The organism is Hymenobacter puniceus (assembly GCF_014333525.1).
Classification (GTDB): Bacteria; Bacteroidota; Bacteroidia; order Cytophagales; family Hymenobacteraceae; genus Hymenobacter.
In genome coordinates, this window is sequence record NZ_JACSCX010000003.1 from 32,693 (window position 1) to 50,308 (window position 17,616).

Genomic DNA, 17,616 nt, shown 5'->3' on the forward strand with positions numbered 1-17,616 from the left:
TCTTCCTGCTACGCCTTGTTGCAACTCGTTCTGTTCCCGTCTCTCCATGGATACTATCAAGCCCACCAAGCCCGCCAAGTCCACGGCTCATTCAGCTGCTGAAAACAATCCTAATTCCGGCACGCCCAACTCCGACAATACCGCCACCCACGCCCCCGGTGCGCCCGGCGCCGTTCCTGCCGACCGCCTCGACCTGATCTTTGATGGTTTACGGCAAAAGTCGTCGGCCAAACAGGCCATCTACCGCAATACGCTGGCCACGTTTGCCCTGCTGCGGCAGGTGTCGCAGGAACTGGTGGTGGAGCTAAGCCGCCGCATTACGCCCGTTGATTCCACGGTGATTATCGAGTATCGACCCGTCAACGAAATGGAGTTTCATATCCGCTTTTCCGGCGACCTGCTGGTATTTGTGATGCACTCCAACATCGTCACCTTCCCCGACGACTATGGCCCGATGACCACCAAGTATGTAGAGGAGGACTTCCGGCGGCGCTTTTTCGGGCACATCATGGCCTACAACTTCATGGCTGACAGCATCAAGTACCAGCGCCTCAACGACCCCGGCTACCTGGTCGGCCGTTTGCTCATCAACATCGACAATCACTATTTCCTGGAAGGCGTGCAGCAACTGGAACTGCCCGACAACGATATGTCGGACAACCAGGTGACGGCCGACGGCCTCAAGCTGTTCGTGGAAAGCGCTATGGTGGCCGCCGTCAATAACGACCTGATTGCGCCGCCGCTCAACGATATCCAGAAAATATCGGTGAAGCAGAAGCTGGAAAACCAGCAGGTAAGCCGCGGCAGCAAAGTAGGTTTCAGCTTCTCCAACGAACAGAGCCGCACCATCGACGGGCTGCCGTATTAGCACTTGTTTGCCATTACAAGGACGCAGGACGATGTAATGAATCCTTGGTTTGCTGCACATGGCCCTTACAGAGAAGCCCTCTGGTGTTAGGCTACCAGCCTAACACCAGAGGGCTTCTCTGTAAGGGATTGTGTCGCGCTTAGTGGAGAAAGGAGCGTTTCGCTTTGCTCGCAATGAGCCAGCTACCTTCTCAGGTACCCCACTTTCTCACGCACTTTATTGAGAACTTCGGAGCCGTAAGCCTGGGCTTTGGCGGCGCCTTCGGCCAGCTTGCGGTCTACTTCAGGCAGGTTGGCACTGTAAAAATTGAACTGCTCCCGCTCGGTGGCAAACCGTTCCCGAATCAGCTCGAACAGGGCCGTTTTGGCGTGACCGTAGCCGTAGTTGCCGTTCAGGTAGTTCTGGCGCATCTCGGCGGTCTGCTCGGGCGTGGCCAGCAAGGAGAACAGCTTGAACGTGGTGTCGGTGTCCGGGTTCTTGGGCGCCTCCAGCGGCGTGCTGTCCGACACAATGCTGCGCACGGTCTTGAGCAGCGTTTTATCGTCCTGGAAGATGTCGATGATGTTGCCGTAGCTTTTGCTCATCTTCTGCCCATCAAGTCCGGGAATGGTCATCAGCTGCTCGTCTACGCGGGCCTGGGGCAGCACGAAGGTTTCGCCGTAGCGGTTATTGAAGGCCGAGGCAATGTCGCGTGTGATTTCCAGATGCTGAATCTGGTCTTTGCCCACCGGCACCACATCGGCATCATACAGCAGAATATCGGCCGCCATCAGCACTGGGTACGTGAACAAACCCGCATTCACGTCGGAAAGCCGGTCGCTCTTATCCTTGAACGAGTGGGCATTGGCCAGCATCGGGTAGGGCGCAAAGCAGCTCAGGTACCAGGTTAATTCGGTTACCTGCGGCACATCCGACTGGCGGTAGAACAGGTTACGCTCGGTATCGAAGCCGCAGGCCAGCCACGCGGCCGCTACAGCGTAGGTGTTCTGGCGCAGCGTTTCGGCGTCGCGCACAGTGGTCAGCGAGTGCAGGTCGGCAATAAAGTACAACGACTCGTTGGCCGTGTTTCTCGACAGCTCGATAGCCGGAAGAATGGCGCCTAGCAGGTTGCCCAAATGCGGGCGGCCGGTGCTCTGAATGCCGGTGAGAATGCGGGACATGAAATACTTAGTTCTTTGGTTGAAGTCTTACACCAGCGTTGTACGCACGTACTGCCGCCTCCAGTCGAGCTTCTGAGAGCTTGCCGGATTCAATTCGTTTTTGCAATTCAGGATCATTAACAAAGAAAGCCGTAGTAGCTCCCACAGCAGTAGAAACTGGCTTTTCTTGGAGACTAGCGTTTCCTTCTTCGGAGCTGCCTATACTATCCCGCGAGCCAGGCATATATGGCACAAGTGGCTGACCTGTTCCAGCACGAAGCAGCAGAATATCAGTTCGGCGGTAGCCATCTCCACCGCCACCGTACATCATGTTGCCTGGGCCATTACCCATTGGCATGGAATAGCTGGCTCTGCTACTGCTTGAGTAGCCTACGTATTCATAGCGAAATAACTGCACTCCGCCTGTTGTATCAATTACCTCTACAAAGTCGTGGTCAACGGGAATACCGTCCTTATCGTCTGGCGCTACAAAATTGCCCCCAATAATATAGGAGCGACGACCTAAGCTAAGATGTCTGACTTGGGTAGGTTCGAACTCCTGTTCTGCTTGTCCGTCGTAATAGACCAAGATAGCCGGTGATTGAGCAGTAGCCGTGCGTAGGTTGAAGTTACCATGCAACTGTTGGCCATTCCGCAGTACGCAGCTGCCTTTGCTGAAGCCAGGTTGCGAGTAAGATAAACGGTTGGCTAGTAGAAATACAATGGTTAAAAGTAGCGTGCGAATTAGGATCATATAAGTAAGGCTCAAATAGGAATACTGCTTGCAATTACACTGCTGCATCAGCCGCGGCTTCCTGCTGCAGCTCCCGCGTAGCTTCGTCGCCGAGGTACCGGTCGATGAGGAAGTGGCCGAGGTAGAGCACGGGCGTAAGCAGAATGGCGGCCGCGAATTTATACCAGTAATTGGTGTTAGCCACGCTCAGCACCTGGTCCAGCGTCCAGTTGCCAAACACGTAGAAGGCCACATACAGCACCACAAACGAATCGACGAGCTGCGAGACGAGCGTGGAGCCCGTGGCCCGCAGCCATACGTAGCGGCCCCGGGTGGCTCGGCGCAGCGCCTGAAATACCGTGGCATCCAGCATCTGCCCAATGCCAAATGCCGTGATGGAGCCCACAATGATGCCCAAGCCCTGCCGGAAAATGCTCTGGTAGGCGAAGTCGATGTTGAAAGGACGGCCTTCGGCGTCGGTCTTGTTCACGTCAAGCCAGAAGGCAGCCGGCGGCAGCTTAGTGGTGGCATAAATCACGACGAAGGCAAACAGGATGAGCGCCACCGTGAGGTAGCTCACGCGCAGTACGCCGGCCTTGCCAAAATACTCGTTGATGATGTCCGTCGTGACGAACACGACGGGCCAAATAAGCACGCCGGCCGTGAGGTTGCCGGGCAGGCCTAGCAGCGCCTCGGCCGAGAATATCTTCACCCCGATAATTTCGGCCAGCAGCGCATTGACGATGAAAATGCCGCTAAGGACAAGGTAGAGCTGCTGTTTCTTATGGGACATTGTTTCAATTAAAAATGAGGAATTGTCAAGTAAGAATTGGGCGTGACGCCTGTCTTGGTGCTAGCGGCAGCACCCAAAACTTGGTCGAAAACTGCCCGCTAGTCCTTGCGGCCAGTTTTTAACCCATAATTCTTAATTTCTAATTCATACCGACACCGTCAGGCCTTCCACGGCCAACTCGGTCCACTCGAACACCTCCTTGGCTTCAGCCAATAAGGGCTCCAGGTTGGGGTAGCGGCTGGAAAAGTGTCCGATAAGCAGGCGCTGCGCCTGGGCCCGCCGCGCCAGCAGGCCCGCCTGCCGGGCCGTAGAGTGGTGCGTGGTAGCGGCCCGCTCCCGCATATCGTGCAGGAAGGTAGCCTCGTGATAAAGCAGATCTACGCCGCGAACCAGCTCCGCCAGACTTTCTGTGTACAGTGTGTCGGAGCAAAAGGCATAGCTGCGGCTGGGGTGCGGCGCCGTCGTGACGCTGGCGTTGGCTACCAGCAACTGGCCATTGTCGTCCAGCAGGTCCTCTCCCAGCGTGAGGGCATTGAACTGCGCCGGCGTGAGGCCGGGCGGGAGCAGTTCTTTCACCAGATGGCGGCGTTTGGGCTTTTCCCGAAACAGGTAACCGCAGCACGGAATCCGGTGCCGCATAGGCAGTGTATGCACGGTCAGGTGTTTGTCCTCAAAAATCTGGGCGTGCTGCGTGGTATCAACGGCCACGAAGTCGAGTTCGAAGCTAAGCTGTGTGTAGGAATGCCGGAACTGCATAGTCAGCACTTCATCGAGGCCGGCCGGCCCGAACACCTGCAGCGGCTCAGTGCGGCCGTTAAGATGCATAGTGCCCAGCAGCCCAAACAGCCCAAAGAAATGGTCGCCGTGCAGGTGGCTGATAAAGACGGTACGGATGCGCTGGTGCCGGATCTTATGCTCCATCAGGCGGCGCTGCGTGCCTTCGCCACAGTCGATGAGGTACTGGCTGTTGCCCACCGTCAGGACCTGCGCCGTGTGGTGGCGGTCGAGAAAGGGGGTGGCCGAAGCACTACCCAGAATTTTCAGCTCAAACTCCAAGAGAGTTGGTTGTTGTCAGTTGAGTGTTGTCAGAGCCTCGCTTCCAGAGGTAGGATATGAAATGCAAATTGGTTGTCAGGTGCCAGCTACACTAAGTCTGACAACTGACAACCAACAACTGACAACCGAAAAAACGCTATTCTTTGCTGGTCAGGTCGCGCTCAATGGCGTGCAGAAAAATTCGGTCGATACCTTCTTCCACGGTAGGCAGAATATGCAATACCGATTCGAGCTTGCTGATCGTGATAAGCTTCATTACGTGGTCTTGCAGGCCGGTAAGCACGAGTAGGCCGCCGGTGGAATTGCAAAGGCGATTGGCAATCAGAATAGAGCTCAACCCCGATGAGTCGGTGTACTTTACGTTGCTGAGGTCCAGAATCAGGTTATTGATTCCTTCGGCATTCAGCTTCACGAATTCCGATTTCAGATCGGGAGCTACGGTAGTGTCCAGCTTCTTCTCGTCAATCGTAATTATCGTGTACGTTTCCTTTTTATCAATTGAGTACTTCATACCGTCGGTGGTTCGGAGTTTTAAGAGAGTTGCGAAGGTAATAAAAAAAAGATTTGTTGGAAGTCTGCTCGTCGGTTGAACAATTTCTCAAAAAAACATGAATCAGCGCCCTGTGGCAGGACGAAGTCCAAAAGTGAGACTCGCCCATGTACTCTGCCAATCGGCCTCAGGCAGCGTGGCAGGGGCCATGTGAACAGTGCTGATCATGTAGTGGCCGGCCCCGGTTAAGCGAAACAGCACACGGCCGTTTTGGTTGCTATACAGCTTGCTTATGCGTACCGGCTGGCCAGGACTGCGCTGCCATAGTTGTACCAGCCGGCCAGGCTGCGGCTGGCCTTTGGCCAGCACCCGCACTGTAAGTGAAGCTCCGGGTTTAAGCGCGTAAGGATTCTGCTCAGGCACCAGTTCCAGGGGCAGACCAGTTGGGCGGCTCCAGGCGCGGGCAGTGTCCAGCCCGGACACGGGGCCGGCCTGCACCAGCGTGGTAGCACACCGGCGGTACGCTTCGCGGCCGGGCTGATTGAGGCTGCCGCGCCTTTGCCGCTCCAGCAAAATATAATCGAGGCCTTCCTCTTTGAGGTAAGTGTTGAACTGACTGGCAGCCAGCGTAACAAAGGCGTTGGTGGTGGACAGCGCCACCAGGTGGGTGCCCGGTTCCCGAAAGGTCACGGCGGCGTGCAGCGTGTCGGCGGTGGTGGCAGCAGCCAGCAATTCCTGGGGGCCGATGGGGGCGAAGTGCGTGAGGCGCGTGACGCGGCTACTCTTGCCGGCCCACCGCTCGCCCGAGAAGTTTCCGCCCACCAATACGCGCAAAGTAAGGCGGGTGCCCGGCGCCACAAAAAACGGCGTAGGCTGCAGCCAGAATTCGTGCGCAAGAGAGGCAGTGGTGGCCGCCAGCAGCAGGCCGGCCAGCGGTAAAAATAATTTCATCAGCAACTTAAGCCAGCACCCAACTACTCCCGCTCCAGGGCCAGCGTGTAGGCTCGGTCGTAGTACACGCGCAGGTTTTTCCAGTCGAAGATTTCGGCGTTGCTTTCCACGTTGTTGCGCTGCATGATTCGCTCGCGGCGGTTGAGCAGCACAAATTGCCACATCATCTCGGTGAGCTCCTCCGCCGACTCGTCAAAGCTTTTTTCTTGGCGCTGCACCACAAAAATGCCTTTGTCTTCGTGCTGCGGCACGTGCTGCATCACGTAGTCGCCGAAGCCCGACAGGTCGCTCGTGACGGCCGGTACACCGCGCGCCACGCACTCCAGCGGGGTGTAGCCCCAGGGCTCGTAGTAGCTCGGGAAAACGCCCAGGTGGCAGCCCCGCACAAACTGTCCGTATTCCATGCCAAACAGCGGCGACGTGGGCGACACGAAATCGGGATGATACACGATTTTCACCCGGTCGTGCTGGTTATTGACGAGGTTGGCGCGGCGCACGAAGTTGAGGATGTCGTCGTTGGCGTCATCCACGAGGTTGTGGGTGATAACCGGGGGCAGGTTGGTGGTTTTCCAGCTTTGCAGCGTGCGGCGGTAGCGCAGCTTCCAGTAGTCGTCCACGAGGGCGTCGAGGTCGGGCAGGCGGTGGTCGGTGCTGCCGGCGGCGGCGTAGAACAGCCGCTCGCCCACCTGCCGCTCAATGGCCTCACAGGTTTCCTGCACCTCGTCCAGAATAGCGCGGCTCTGCAGTACTTGCGGGTTGATGCTGTGGAACGGCCGCTTGGTGATAAAGAACATCACGATGTTGCCTTCCAGTCCGCTTTGCTGCAGGCGGTAGTTGAGGCGGGCCAGTGCTTCCAGCGTCAGGTCGAAGCCTTTGTTGTGGTACTCGTAGCGGCCACTCGTGAACAGGTACAGCGTCTTATCCAGATCAAACGAGTAGCTCTGGAAGAAGTGCGCCATCACGAATTCGTGAATCTTGGCTTTGTACTGCTGGTGCAGGTTCTGAAACTCATGCAGGGCCACAAACCGCTCGATGTTGAGGCCGTTGGGCAGCACCGCGTCCGGAATCCGGTCCAGCAGGTAGATGCACTCGCGCACCGTCAGCTCGCTCACCGTCGTGAAAACGTGGCTGCCGTGGGCAGCGGCCCGCTCGATGCGCACGGCCGTTTCGATGTTGAAGCGCCGCGCCTCGGCTTCCCAGTCTACCAGCATCAGGTGCTCGTAGAAGTTGGGGTCGTTCATGGCCAAGTAGCGGCCCAGCAGCGTGGCGTGCGTGGTAAACACGATGTGCAGCGGCGTCTGCTCGCGGCGTAGGGCCGGAATGGCCACGCCCGTCATCCACTCGTGGAAGTGGGCCACAATACGCTGCGGCGGCACTACTTCGGCAGCCAAGACCTGCAAATAAATTTTGGCTAGGTGGCCGAAGGCTTCCACTTGATGCAGCAAATCGTCGTGGTCGGGCGTTGGGATGCCGTGATGATGCCACAGGTCGCTCTTGATCTGGCCGAGCTGCGGGTAGGCCTGGTAAGGGTTGATGAGCACCACCCGCGGCCGGCCCGTGACCAGCCACACGCCCAGGTGCACATCGTAGCCGAGCTTGCGCATTTCACGCACGGCCCCGGCAAATGGGTCGCTGAGCGTGGAAAGCTGGTAGTCGTCGTAGGGCTCAAACTCGCTCTGGGCCTGCTGCGCGAAGTAGGGACCCAGCAGGCAGTACCGGTCGTCCCAGCCCTGCACGGTGGCGGGTACCTTGCTGCGAATGACGGTATAGATGCCGCCTACCTGGTTGCAGACTTCCCAGGCCACTTCTACCAGCAGGGCATCGGGAGCGAGGGGGGCGGGAGCAGTGGCAGGAACTTGCATAATAGGCAGGATTGGGTGCGGGCGGGCAAGATATAGGAAGGCACGGAGTTTCCGCCGCCCAACAGCCTGGAAACCCGGAAAAAATAACGGGAGGCCCGCCGCAGGCTTATGCCTGGTTGCGAACCTCCCATGTATATGGCAGTAGTCCTGCCCTTACGCGGGCTCCTGCGAAATAATCAGCACCGAGTAGGGGCCCAACCCAAACGAGGCGTGGAAAGGTTGGTCATCATAAATACCCGGCTCAGCCAGCGTATCGAGGCTCTCGAAGTTGCCAAACTCTTCATCGTAGCCGGCCCAGTCGGAGTTGAAGCGTACGCGCCAGTGGCCGCCGCGGGGCAGCCCGATTGTGTAGTTGTCGTGCGAACGGTCGGCGAAGTTGCAGAGCACCACGGTGGTGTCGCCGGGCCCCGACTGGTCGCGGCGGATAAAGGCCAGTGTTTTGTCGTCGTTGTTGAGGTGGTGCACTTCGGTGTATTGCCCCAGCAGGCCGCGGGTGCGGCCATCCAGGTTGCGGCGCAGCTTGATCAGGTCGCGGTAGAGGTGCACGAGGCCGGCGTGCTGCTCGGCGTGCTCCCACTGCAGCGGCAGGTCGTCGGAGAAGTAGCCATCGGCCAGCATTTCCTGGCCCTGAAACATCATTGGGATGCCGGGGGCCGTGAACACCAGCGCCGCACCGAGCGTAGCCCGCTTTTTCGGAAACCAGGTGTGGGCGCTGCCGGGCATGATTTCCTCTGTTACCCGTTTCTTGCCATTGGCCACCTCGTCGTGGCTTTCGGTGTAAATGATGCGCTGGAAAGCGTCGCCGTTGTACACGCCTGTCAAGGTTTCGGCTACCTGGTGCATGTTGCGGTCAGCATCTTCCGGCGTCACCAGCGCGTCGCGGATGATGTTGACAAAAGCCGCATCCCATTGGCTGGAGAAGCCCTGGCCGCCGTCTTCGGGGCGGCGCGTGATGTACTCGTTGCCCTGCAGATCTTCGGCAATCATGATTTTCCAGGGCATGTGCTGCTGCACTTCCTCGTTGATCCACTTCATTAGGTTCCAGCCATCGGGCAGGTCGCGGGCAGGGTCGGAGGAGCCGTCTACGTTGCGGACGTGCGAGATGGAGTCGCAGCGCAGGCCATCTACGCGGTAGTCTTCCAGCCACATTAGGGCATTGTCGCGGATGTAAGCCCGCACGGCGTCGCGGCCGTAGTCGGGGCGGTTGTGGCCCCAAGGCGTTTCGGCGCGCCAGTCGTTGTAGAAGTAGATGCCGCCGCCGTCGTTTTCGTGCCAGCCATCAAACTGCCACAAGTCCAGGTCGCCGGGCCCGAAGTGGTTGTACACCACGTCCAGAATCACGGCAATGCCGTGGCGGTGCGCCTGTTTCACCAGCTCTTTGAAGGCCTGCGGCCCGCCATAGTCGGTTTCCAGCGCAAATGGGTGTGAGGGGTTGTAGCCCCAGCTGCGGCCACCCGGAAATTCGGTAGGCGGCATTATTTCAATGGCGTTGATGCCCAACTCGCGCAGGTACTCCAGCTTTTCCACCACATCGAGAAAGGTGCCGGGCTGCTCAGGATTTTTCACGTTGAACGTGCCCACGTGCAGCTCATAGATAACCAGCGAGTTCCAGGCCGGCATCTGGAATTGGTCGTCTTCCCAGTCGAAGCTGTGGTTGGGCACGATGGAGTTGCCGGCCGAGTGCGTGACTTCCCGGGCGTAGGGGTCGTTCTTGAGCAGCTCACCGGCGGGGGTAGAAAGGTGAAATTTGTATTCGGTACCGCTGGGCAGATCCGGGAAATCGGCCGCCCAATAGCCGTCGGCTTCATGCTGCAATGGGTGCGTGGCGGCATCCCAGTTGTTGAAAGGACCCACCACCGAAACGGCAGTAGCGGCCGGAGCCCAGACGCGAAAGGTGGTGCCGTGGTCGTGCGGAAGCGCGCCCATACCGACTTGCAGCGTGGGGGCAGTGGTAGGCAGAGAAGAAACAGTAGGCATGGTAAGCAATAAAGAAATCAGCACTGACAGGAGAGAGTGCGGGGGTTAAACTCCATAAACAGGCGTGGGGTTATATTGTGAGTTGTAAATACTTGACAGCAAGCAGCTAGACTGCCGGAAGTCGCCAGTTCTAGCTCGCTGAAAAGCCTGCTTCCCAGAGCTGCAAAACACGCCCATTAATGTGTGGCGCGCTGCTGGGGGCAACCCGCCGGACTGCAGGATGCCCCCAGGTACCCGCGACCGAAAAGCCGGGGCCTGGGTGGCCGGGCGCCACCGGATAGCTAGCAAAAGGGGGATGTGCGGACAACTTTTGGCGCTGGATCTGGTTTTTTTGCTAGACCTTCGCCCGACTATTTCTGCTCGTATGCCCCGACCCAAACCTGTCATCTACGGCCTATACCCCTGGACGCCCGACTTTGGCTTCCGCTATATTCATCCCGCCAACCGCCGCTCGTTTGAGTGGCTGGAGCCGGTAGGCAAGCTATTCGAGAAAATCAGTGAAGATGAAGACGGCGAGTGGATTACGCTGCGCTACGACGAGCAGCAGTTTCTGGTGCGGCCCGAGCTATTTCGGGAGCTGCACCTGCGCCGGCCGGCCTTCAGCTTCGGCGACGCCGTGGAGGAAGTGCAGCCCGAGCCCGGCCGCTTCCGCCACTTCGGCGTGGTGAGCGACGTGTTCTGGGACGAGCAAACGGACACCGCCAGCTACCAGATTGTGGAGCGCAAGCGCAAGCTGCCCCGCATCTTCCGCGCCGACGAGCTGCGGCCGGATTAGCCAACTGGCACAAACCATAAGTTAGTGCCAGTCGTTGTTTCCACGCGTATGTCGCCGCTACTGCTATGAAATCGTCATTCGAGTGCCGGCATCTGCTACCCGACAGTCCACTGATTTGCTTTGTAGTGCCGGGGGCTTTCACGGCCACCGAGTGTCAGGCGCTGCTAGCTGACTTCGCACACGAGGGATTTCAAACGGCTCGCACGCACTATCCAACTTACTACCGCAACAACGACCGACTGGTAGTAGACAACCCGGCTCTGGCGGCGCGCCTATTTGCTGCCATAGAGCCGGTATTGCCCAAAGTCCTGCCCTCGGACACGGATAGCCTGGCACCCTGGCACCTGCGCGAACTGAATAGCCGCTTACGGTTCTGCGGCTACACTGCTGGGCAGTATTTCCACCGGCACCTTGATGGAGTCCACTTTCGTTCGGCTACCGTGCAGTCACGGCTTACGTTTATGATATACCTAAACGACGCGACTGATTTCGAGGGCGGCCGGACGTTATTCTATCGCAGCAAAGACGATCCGGCCATCTGGGCGGAATATCAGCCCGCCCAGGGTGACCTGATTGTCTTCGACCACACGCTGTGGCACGAAGGCGAACAGCTGGAAGCGGGCGAGAAATTTGTGCTACGCAGTGATATTCTTTACGAAACGGAAGCCGTAGCTTCACCCACGTCTGGGGCATTTGCGGCTGGGCATCTGGGATACATCTGGCAGGTGCTGCCATTCGGTGGGGCGCACTTGGTAAGTGGCGGGCGTGATAAAGTGCTCAAGATATGGAACCTGGAAGGCGATTGTGTGCAACAACTCGTCGGCCATCAAAACTCAGTTCTGTGCCTGGCACAGCTTAATTCTATTACCCTGCTTTCTGGCTCCCGCGACGCCACTATCCGGGTGTGGGAGCAGCAGGCCGGGCAGTTCAGCCAGATAGGTGTGTTGCGCCCCCATGCGGCCACCGTCCTCTGCCTGGCACGGCTTTCCGATGAAAGCTTCGTGAGTGGTGGGGCTGATGGGCTGATTTGCGTCAGCACCGCCACTGGCAAGCTGCTAAACACGTTGCGTGGTCACTCCGACTGGGTGTGGGCTGTGCTACCGCTCGCGGGTGGGCGACTGATTTCCAGCTCCGAAGACGGTACGCTCCGGATCTGGAACGTGGCAGATGCACAGGAGTCCACCATCCTGTGCATTGGGTTGGCGCCGGCCCACGTCCTGCTGTTCGATGCCCGTAGCAGGAGCCTGATCAGCGGCCATTTCGATGGCACTATTCAGGTGCGTCAGGTTTCGCCCGATCTGCAGCATTGCAACCTGCTGCGTACCGTGCCGGCACATACTGGCATCGTGCGCACGTTGGTTTTGCTGGACGACCACCGCCTAGCCAGCGGGGGCGAAGACAATTTTGTGCGTATCTGGAACCTGGACACATTCCAGGAACAGCATCAGCACCAGGATTTTGTGCAAAGCGTAGCGCTGCTTCCGGAAAGGCAGGAGCTGATTAGTGCTTCTTATGATGGGAAATTGAAATGCTGGCCCATTTGAGCCGCCGCTACAGGCCTACCGCAATGCCCACCATCACGGCCACGGCACCTAGCGCAAACAGAATCAGGTAGAGCGGCAGCACGAACTTCCACCACTCATCAAACCGCACGCCGCAGGCTGCCACAATGGCCATAAGGGCACCGTTGGTGGGCGTAATCAGCTCGCAGAGGCCGGCGCCGTACTGGTAAGCTAGCACAGTCACCTGGCGCGAGAGACCGATGAGGTCGGAGAGGGGCACGAGCAGCGGCATGGTAAGCACGGCTTGGCCGCTCACGCTGGGCACGGGCAGATGCAGTGCCGTGTGCACCCCCATCATACCCAGCGCCGACAGCATCACGGGCAGCCCGGCCAGCGGCGCCGACAGCGCATTGACGATGGTATCGACGACCTGGCCCTGCTCCAGCACCACGAAAATGGCGCGGGCAAATCCGATAAGCAGCGCCGAAAAGGCAATGTCGCGGAAGCCAGCCAGGAAGCCTTCGGCCGTGCCCGTGAGGCCGAGGCCGCCCACAAGACCCGCTACCACGCCCAGCCCAAAAAATAAGGCCGCCATCTGCTCGAAATCCCAGCCAAGCTTGAGTACGCCATAGGCGAAGAAGGCAAAGGCCGCGAACAGCAGCAGCAATACAAGGCCGTGGTTGCGGCCTTCGGCCAGCGCGGCCGGGTCGGCGGCGGCGCTGGTTTCGGGTGCTACGCGGTGGCGCAGGGCGTAGCGCACGGTGCCTGCAATCCAGATGGCTAGAGCCAGCACCAGAAACGCCAGCCGGAACCCGCCGCCCGAAAGCAGCGGTAGCTGCGCCAGCTTCTGGGCAATACCCACCTGAAACGGATTTAGGGGGCTGAAGGCCGCGCCTACTGCCGCCGAACCGATGCTGACCGCTGTCGCCGTGAGGGCCGGGTAGCCAATGCGCCGCATCAGAATTAGCAACACCGGAACCAGCGGCACTATTTCCTCCTGCATATTTTCCAGGGCGCCCATGGTGGCAAACAGCACCGAAATAATGGGAATCACGACGGCCTCGCGCCCCTGAAACCGCCGCAGCAGCCAGTCGACGCCACTGCGCAGGGCACCGGTCTGGTCCACTACCGTGAAGGCGCCGCCGGCCAGAAACACCAGAAAAATGACCGACGCTGCATCCACCATGCCTTTCGGAATGTCCACGATGGCCTGCAGCGGGCTGACGGGCGTGGCGGGCACGCGGTGGTAGGAGCCGGCCACCACCACGTCGCGGCCGGTGGCGGCATCGGGGTGGCGGCTGAACACACCGGCGGGCAGCACGTAGCTCAGCAGGCAGGCTAGCAGAATAAACCCCACCAAAAGCACCAGCGGATGCGGAAAGCGTATCGTTTTCATGCCGCGAAGGTAAGATGGTAGGTGATGAAGTGTCGAAGTGATGGAGTAATGAGGTAATAAAGAAAGAACGTCATTCCGAGCCTGCGAGGAATCTCGCGTGCTGATGCCTGAGCAGTAATACTACTGCAACGTCAGCGCGCAAGACTCCTCGCTTCACTCGGAATGACGTTCTTTCTTTATCTGTCACCTCATCTCCCCATCTTCGTATCTTCGGGTTTGCTGTGTTACCCAATGCATCTACGCGTCTTCAAAAAGCTCCCGATGGGCCAGCAGGCCGACCTGCTCCGGCAGCACGGCCACTTTCTGGCCGAGCGGCGCGAAGACAGCTTTGTGCTGCACCTGCACGCCCTCGGCGACTTCTACGCCGAAGAGTGGCGCGTGCAAGGCGAAGACCACATCCTGTTTATTCACCTGTTTCAGCATCCCGCCGGCCTGAGCGAGTACCTGCGCCACATCCGGCTGCCGCAGCCATTATAGCAGTAATTAGGAACTGCATATCCGCAGCCCGCTATATTGAGGCATGAAACCCTACCGCCGTTTCCTGCCGCTGCTGCTGGCGTTGCTCAAGTTCGTGTCGGGCTACGTGCTGGCCAGCCGCGCCTACGAGCTGCACCGCGACGAGTACCTGTACCTGAACTACGGCCAGCATCTGGCCTGGGGCTACCTGGAAGTGCCGCCGCTGATGGCTCTGCAGAGCTGGCTGACGCTGGCGCTGGGCGGGAGTTGGTTCTGGGTGAAATTCTGGCCGCTTCTGTGGGGCAGCCTCACGGTGCTGCTGCTGGCGCGGCTGGTGCTGAAGCTGGGTGGCGGCGTCTGGGCGGTAGTGCTGGCTGGCCTCGGCTATATGGTGGCGGCGTATGCCCGGCTCAACTTTCTGTTTCAGCCCAACTCGTTTGAGGTGCTGGCTTTCACGGCGGCCAGCTACGCACTGGTGCGGCACCTGCAAACCCACCGCCCCGGCTACCTCTACGCACTGGGCGCCTCTTTGGGACTGTCAATGCTCAACAAATACACTACGCTGTTTTACGTGGCGGCGCTGGGCATGGCCCTGCTGCTTACGCCCCAGCGAAGTGTGCTGGCCAGCCGCCACCTGTGGGGCGCGGCCGCGCTGGCACTAGTGCTGTGGTTGCCGAATCTGGGGTGGCAGGCGCTGCACGGCGTTCCGTTCCGGCACCACATGGCCTTGCTCCACGACTCGCAACTGGTGCATGTGGCCGCCACTGACTTCTGGAAAGACCAACTGCTGATGTGCTTTCCGGTGGTGTGGGTGTGGGGCGCGGGGCTGCTGGCGCTGCTGCTGGCCCGGCAGTTTCGGCGGTTTCGGGTGGTGGGCTGGCTGTGGGTGGTGGGGCTACTAATTCTGACCATGCTGCATGGCAAAAGCTACTACAGCCTGGGCTACTACCCCATATTGCTGCCGTTTGGGGCGGTGTGGCTGGAGCAATGGGTGGCCCGCCGCTGGCATCCGCGGGTGTGGCGGCCGGCCCTGCTCGCCCTGCCTGTCCTGACGATGCTGCCACTGCTGCCTTTTATGTTTACGCTTTATCCGCCCGCCTACATGCGCCTGATTGGCCAGAACTATCAGGGCCTGGGCCTCACCCGCTGGGAAGACGGTGTGGAGCACGTACTGCCCCAGGACTACGCTGACATGCTGGGCTGGCAGGAACTGGCCGATCAGGTGTGGCAAGCCTACCAGAATTTGCCCGCTGCTACGCGCGCGCATACCCTTATCAAGTGCGACAACTACGGCCAGGCGGGCGCCATCAATTACTTCAACCGCCACCGCCAACTGCCTCCCGCCCACAGTTTCAATGGTTCCTACCTGTACTGGTTTCCGGCGCGGCCCGCGCAGCCCTGGCCCCATTTGCTGCTGATAGAGGACGACGAGCCCGAAGGTGTGGCGGCACACTGCCAGTCTATTCGGCTGATAGGGGAGGTTACGAACCCGTTTGCGCGGGAACGGGGAACGCGCCTGTTTCTGGTCACACGCCCCGATACGTCTCTGGTGCGCCGGATATATGCCGAGCACCAAGCCGCGCTTACGCCTTGGGAAGACGGCTTAAAATAGTTGCTAATTATTAATGGTTGATTGTTAATAGCTGATCGTTCGTTGTCAGAATAAAAGTGCACTAACAAGCAGCCACTAACAATTGACAATAAACTAAGCAGCAGCCCGCTCCATCTTTTGCAGCAGCCCCACAATCTGCTCGGCGTAGCCATCAATCTGCTCCAGGCCGGTGCGTGACTCTTCCAACTGGCCGCGCTGGTATTGCCGCACCAACGACTGGCCGGTCGTCAGCATTTGCTGCAGCACCCGCTCGATTTCCCGTACCTCAGGATAAGTGCCATAGCGGGGCTTGACAATGGCATTCAGCCACTCGCCCAGCGGGTTTTCGCGCATCGAAAACAGGGCGTCATCCGCCTCCCGCACTCCGTAGAGCACGGAGCGCAGGCGCGACTTGAACAGCACCTGCTTGATGCGGGCCTGCTGAAAATCGAGATTGGTTATGTCCATTGCCACCGTCTGGATAGATGCCTGAAAGCCGTGAGAATATCTGCCTTACTCGGCATTAGAGCGGCCTTCGGCCAGGGCCCGCCGCATCAATACCACGTCGGTTACATCGTAGGAGTAGTGCGAAATGCCCACTATCTGGCCGTTTTCGCGCACCGGCTGATACGTGACGTTGAAGAACCGCTCGGTTGTCTGGCCTGTCTGCGGGTCGACTATTGTAAACGGTACTTCCTGGCCATAAAACGGCTCACCTGATTGATATACGTGGTCTAGAATAGCTATGAAGCCCTGGCTTTCTGCCTCGGGAATAACTTCGGCGGCACTACGGCCCAACAGCTCGCGGTCTGGAAATAATGCCTGGTAGGGCGGATTCACAAACTCGTGTCGGTGCTCGGGGCCGCGGGCAATAGATATCAGGGCCGGAGCCTGCATGAACAGCGCGTAGAGGCTTTCCCGCTGCAGCTGGGCTTCCCGCTGAGCCTGGTATGCCTGCTCGGAAAGCAGAGCCTGCTGCTCGTTGGTTTCCAGCAGCTCCTGCACCAGCATTTTCTGATCGTGGATGTCTGTGCCGCTGCCCACCCACATCGTCAGTTCGCCCTGCTCGTTGTGGCGGGGCACGTTGCGGGCCAGCACCCAGCGGTACTGCCCGTCGTGGCGGCGCAGCCGGAATTCCAGCTGGTATTCGTGGCCGGCCGCAATGGCCTGGCTTACTTCCATAGCAATCCGGCCGGCATCATCCGGATGAATGAGCCCCGGCGTCTCCTGCCATTGCTGGCCGTAGCGCAACCCCAGGCCCGTAAAAGCCTCCCAGCGCGGATTGTAGTAGTCGGGGGTGCCATCGGCGCGGTTAGTCCACACCATCACCGGCAGGTTTTCAAGAATGAACGTGTTGCGCTGCTGCGTTTCGGCCAGCTCCTGCGCCACGCGGGCAGCTTCCAGCGCGGCAAGATGCTGCTCGGTCACGTCCTGGGTGCGCTGCAGAATAAACTGCAGCTGCTGCTGCTCGTCCAAAATAGGATAGTGCGTGGCCTGCCAGTATAGCTCCTGCAAGCCACCACCCTGGGCTGCCGGCCGCTCCAGGTCGTAGCGAATCAAGGGCATGACGTGGGGCTGCCGGTGTTGCCGTACATGTTCGTGCGACTCGCGGATAACGGCAGCCGAGGCCTCATCTGTAGCAGGAAAAGCTTCAAAAAAGGGTTTGCCTACCACGTTTTCCCGCTTCTGCAAGGATACCGCCACGTGGCTATCGGTATTGTCAAGGATGGTTGCCTGCGGATCTGCTCCAATAAGCAGAAAATTCTCAGGCAGGGACCGAAACAGCTTGTGGTAGTTGGTAGGAGTAGCAGAAGCCATGCGGCGGGCAAAAGAAAATTCAGCAGTATAAACAGTTCCGTACTGAGGTAGAAGCTAAACAAAGATAACAGCTGGGATGCCGCTAAAAAAGGGCTGCAGAAGGTATTTAACGGGAATATAACGGCTAGTAAAAAACGACCCTGGTAGGGAAGGCATAGCCGCCGAATTAAGAAATGGAATCAACAAAACCAGCAGCTTACTGGGGGATG

The 17,616-nt window shown here is 58.9% G+C and carries 16 protein-coding genes; 5 read left to right on the forward strand and 11 right to left on the reverse strand.

Annotated features, from left to right (window positions below):
* Window positions 1-46 precede the first annotated feature (46 nt).
* A complete protein-coding gene (locus tag H8B14_RS08870; protein ID WP_261989953.1) occupies window positions 47-868 on the forward strand; it encodes a hypothetical protein in 822 nt (273 codons plus the stop codon).
* 182 nt (window positions 869-1,050) lie between these two features.
* Here the strand turns inward: H8B14_RS08870 and trpS are convergent, their stop codons facing one another.
* The 8 genes from trpS to H8B14_RS08910 form a co-directional block, all read right to left on the reverse strand.
* Window positions 1,051-2,028, reverse strand: a complete 978-nt coding sequence (gene trpS / locus H8B14_RS08875) for a tryptophan--tRNA ligase (protein WP_187315284.1) — start codon at window positions 2,026-2,028, stop codon at window positions 1,051-1,053.
* 7 nt (window positions 2,029-2,035) lie between these two features.
* Window positions 2,036-2,761 (reverse strand): hypothetical protein, encoded by a 726-nt coding sequence (locus H8B14_RS08880; protein WP_187315285.1) that lies wholly within the window; start codon window positions 2,759-2,761, stop codon window positions 2,036-2,038.
* A 34-nt stretch (window positions 2,762-2,795) separates the two neighbouring features.
* Window positions 2,796-3,533, reverse strand: a complete 738-nt coding sequence (locus tag H8B14_RS08885) for a queuosine precursor transporter (RefSeq protein WP_187315286.1) — start codon at window positions 3,531-3,533, stop codon at window positions 2,796-2,798.
* Between the two features lie 144 nt (window positions 3,534-3,677).
* Window positions 3,678-4,589: a ribonuclease Z gene (locus H8B14_RS08890; RefSeq protein WP_187315287.1), complete on the reverse strand. Its 912-nt coding sequence runs from the start codon at window positions 4,587-4,589 to the stop codon at window positions 3,678-3,680.
* 136 nt (window positions 4,590-4,725) lie between these two features.
* Window positions 4,726-5,100, reverse strand: a complete 375-nt coding sequence (locus tag H8B14_RS08895; protein WP_044002696.1) for an STAS domain-containing protein — start codon at window positions 5,098-5,100, stop codon at window positions 4,726-4,728.
* Window positions 5,101-5,202: 102 nt separating this feature from the next.
* Complete coding sequence (locus tag H8B14_RS08900) at window positions 5,203-6,030, reverse strand: DUF4198 domain-containing protein (RefSeq protein ID WP_187315288.1); 828 nt, start codon at window positions 6,028-6,030, stop codon at window positions 5,203-5,205.
* Between the two features lie 23 nt (window positions 6,031-6,053).
* Window positions 6,054-7,892, reverse strand: a complete 1,839-nt coding sequence (locus H8B14_RS08905) for a glycosyltransferase (RefSeq protein ID WP_187315289.1) — start codon at window positions 7,890-7,892, stop codon at window positions 6,054-6,056.
* 153 nt (window positions 7,893-8,045) lie between these two features.
* Complete coding sequence (locus H8B14_RS08910; RefSeq protein WP_261989954.1) at window positions 8,046-9,869, reverse strand: alpha-amylase family glycosyl hydrolase; 1,824 nt, start codon at window positions 9,867-9,869, stop codon at window positions 8,046-8,048.
* A gap of 364 nt (window positions 9,870-10,233) precedes the next feature.
* On the opposite strand from H8B14_RS08910, the gene H8B14_RS08915 reads away from it, so the two are divergent.
* Window positions 10,234-10,644, forward strand: coding sequence for a DUF6960 family protein (locus tag H8B14_RS08915; protein ID WP_187315290.1), 411 nt, complete (start codon window positions 10,234-10,236; stop codon window positions 10,642-10,644).
* 65 nt (window positions 10,645-10,709) lie between these two features.
* Window positions 10,710-12,188 (forward strand): 2OG-Fe(II) oxygenase, encoded by a 1,479-nt coding sequence (locus H8B14_RS08920; RefSeq protein WP_187315291.1) that lies wholly within the window; start codon window positions 10,710-10,712, stop codon window positions 12,186-12,188.
* 7 nt (window positions 12,189-12,195) lie between these two features.
* On the opposite strand, the gene H8B14_RS08925 is transcribed toward H8B14_RS08920, so the two are convergent.
* Complete coding sequence (locus H8B14_RS08925; RefSeq protein ID WP_187315292.1) at window positions 12,196-13,542, reverse strand: YfcC family protein; 1,347 nt, start codon at window positions 13,540-13,542, stop codon at window positions 12,196-12,198.
* A gap of 231 nt (window positions 13,543-13,773) precedes the next feature.
* Between H8B14_RS08925 and H8B14_RS08930 the strand changes: the two genes are divergently transcribed.
* A complete protein-coding gene (locus H8B14_RS08930) occupies window positions 13,774-14,019 on the forward strand; it encodes a hypothetical protein (protein WP_187315293.1) in 246 nt (81 codons plus the stop codon).
* A gap of 43 nt (window positions 14,020-14,062) precedes the next feature.
* Window positions 14,063-15,610, forward strand: a complete 1,548-nt coding sequence (locus tag H8B14_RS08935) for a glycosyltransferase family 39 protein (RefSeq protein WP_187315294.1) — start codon at window positions 14,063-14,065, stop codon at window positions 15,608-15,610.
* Between the two features lie 93 nt (window positions 15,611-15,703).
* On the opposite strand, the gene H8B14_RS08940 is transcribed toward H8B14_RS08935, so the two are convergent.
* Together H8B14_RS08940 and H8B14_RS08945 are read right to left on the reverse strand one after the other, a co-directional pair.
* Window positions 15,704-16,057 carry a hypothetical protein gene (locus H8B14_RS08940; protein WP_187315295.1) on the reverse strand — a complete coding sequence of 118 codons (354 nt, stop codon included), beginning with the start codon at window positions 16,055-16,057 and terminating at the stop codon, window positions 15,704-15,706.
* Between the two features lie 45 nt (window positions 16,058-16,102).
* Complete coding sequence (locus tag H8B14_RS08945; protein WP_187315296.1) at window positions 16,103-17,407, reverse strand: PAS domain-containing protein; 1,305 nt, start codon at window positions 17,405-17,407, stop codon at window positions 16,103-16,105.
* Window positions 17,408-17,616: the final 209 nt, after the last annotated feature.

What these genes read in the sequence shown, in the direction of transcription:
- H8B14_RS08870 (WP_261989953.1), top strand. Translation starts at nt 47, where the DNA reads ATGGATACTATCAAGCCCACCAAGCCCGCCAAGTCCACGGCTCATTCA.
- trpS (WP_187315284.1), bottom strand. Translation starts at nt 2,028, where the DNA reads ATGTCCCGCATTCTCACCGGCATTCAGAGCACCGGCCGCCCGCATTTG.
- H8B14_RS08880 (WP_187315285.1), bottom strand. Translation starts at nt 2,761, where the DNA reads ATGATCCTAATTCGCACGCTACTTTTAACCATTGTATTTCTACTAGCC.
- H8B14_RS08885 (WP_187315286.1), bottom strand. Translation starts at nt 3,533, where the DNA reads ATGTCCCATAAGAAACAGCAGCTCTACCTTGTCCTTAGCGGCATTTTC.
- H8B14_RS08895 (WP_044002696.1), bottom strand. Translation starts at nt 5,100, where the DNA reads ATGAAGTACTCAATTGATAAAAAGGAAACGTACACGATAATTACGATT.
- H8B14_RS08900 (WP_187315288.1), bottom strand. Translation starts at nt 6,030, where the DNA reads ATGAAATTATTTTTACCGCTGGCCGGCCTGCTGCTGGCGGCCACCACT.
- H8B14_RS08905 (WP_187315289.1), bottom strand. Translation starts at nt 7,892, where the DNA reads ATGCAAGTTCCTGCCACTGCTCCCGCCCCCCTCGCTCCCGATGCCCTG.
- H8B14_RS08910 (WP_261989954.1), bottom strand. Translation starts at nt 9,869, where the DNA reads ATGCCTACTGTTTCTTCTCTGCCTACCACTGCCCCCACGCTGCAAGTC.
- H8B14_RS08915 (WP_187315290.1), top strand. Translation starts at nt 10,234, where the DNA reads ATGCCCCGACCCAAACCTGTCATCTACGGCCTATACCCCTGGACGCCC.
- H8B14_RS08920 (WP_187315291.1), top strand. Translation starts at nt 10,710, where the DNA reads ATGAAATCGTCATTCGAGTGCCGGCATCTGCTACCCGACAGTCCACTG.
- H8B14_RS08925 (WP_187315292.1), bottom strand. Translation starts at nt 13,542, where the DNA reads ATGAAAACGATACGCTTTCCGCATCCGCTGGTGCTTTTGGTGGGGTTT.
- H8B14_RS08930 (WP_187315293.1), top strand. Translation starts at nt 13,774, where the DNA reads ATGCATCTACGCGTCTTCAAAAAGCTCCCGATGGGCCAGCAGGCCGAC.
- H8B14_RS08935 (WP_187315294.1), top strand. Translation starts at nt 14,063, where the DNA reads ATGAAACCCTACCGCCGTTTCCTGCCGCTGCTGCTGGCGTTGCTCAAG.
- H8B14_RS08940 (WP_187315295.1), bottom strand. Translation starts at nt 16,057, where the DNA reads ATGGACATAACCAATCTCGATTTTCAGCAGGCCCGCATCAAGCAGGTG.
- H8B14_RS08945 (WP_187315296.1), bottom strand. Translation starts at nt 17,407, where the DNA reads ATGGCTTCTGCTACTCCTACCAACTACCACAAGCTGTTTCGGTCCCTG.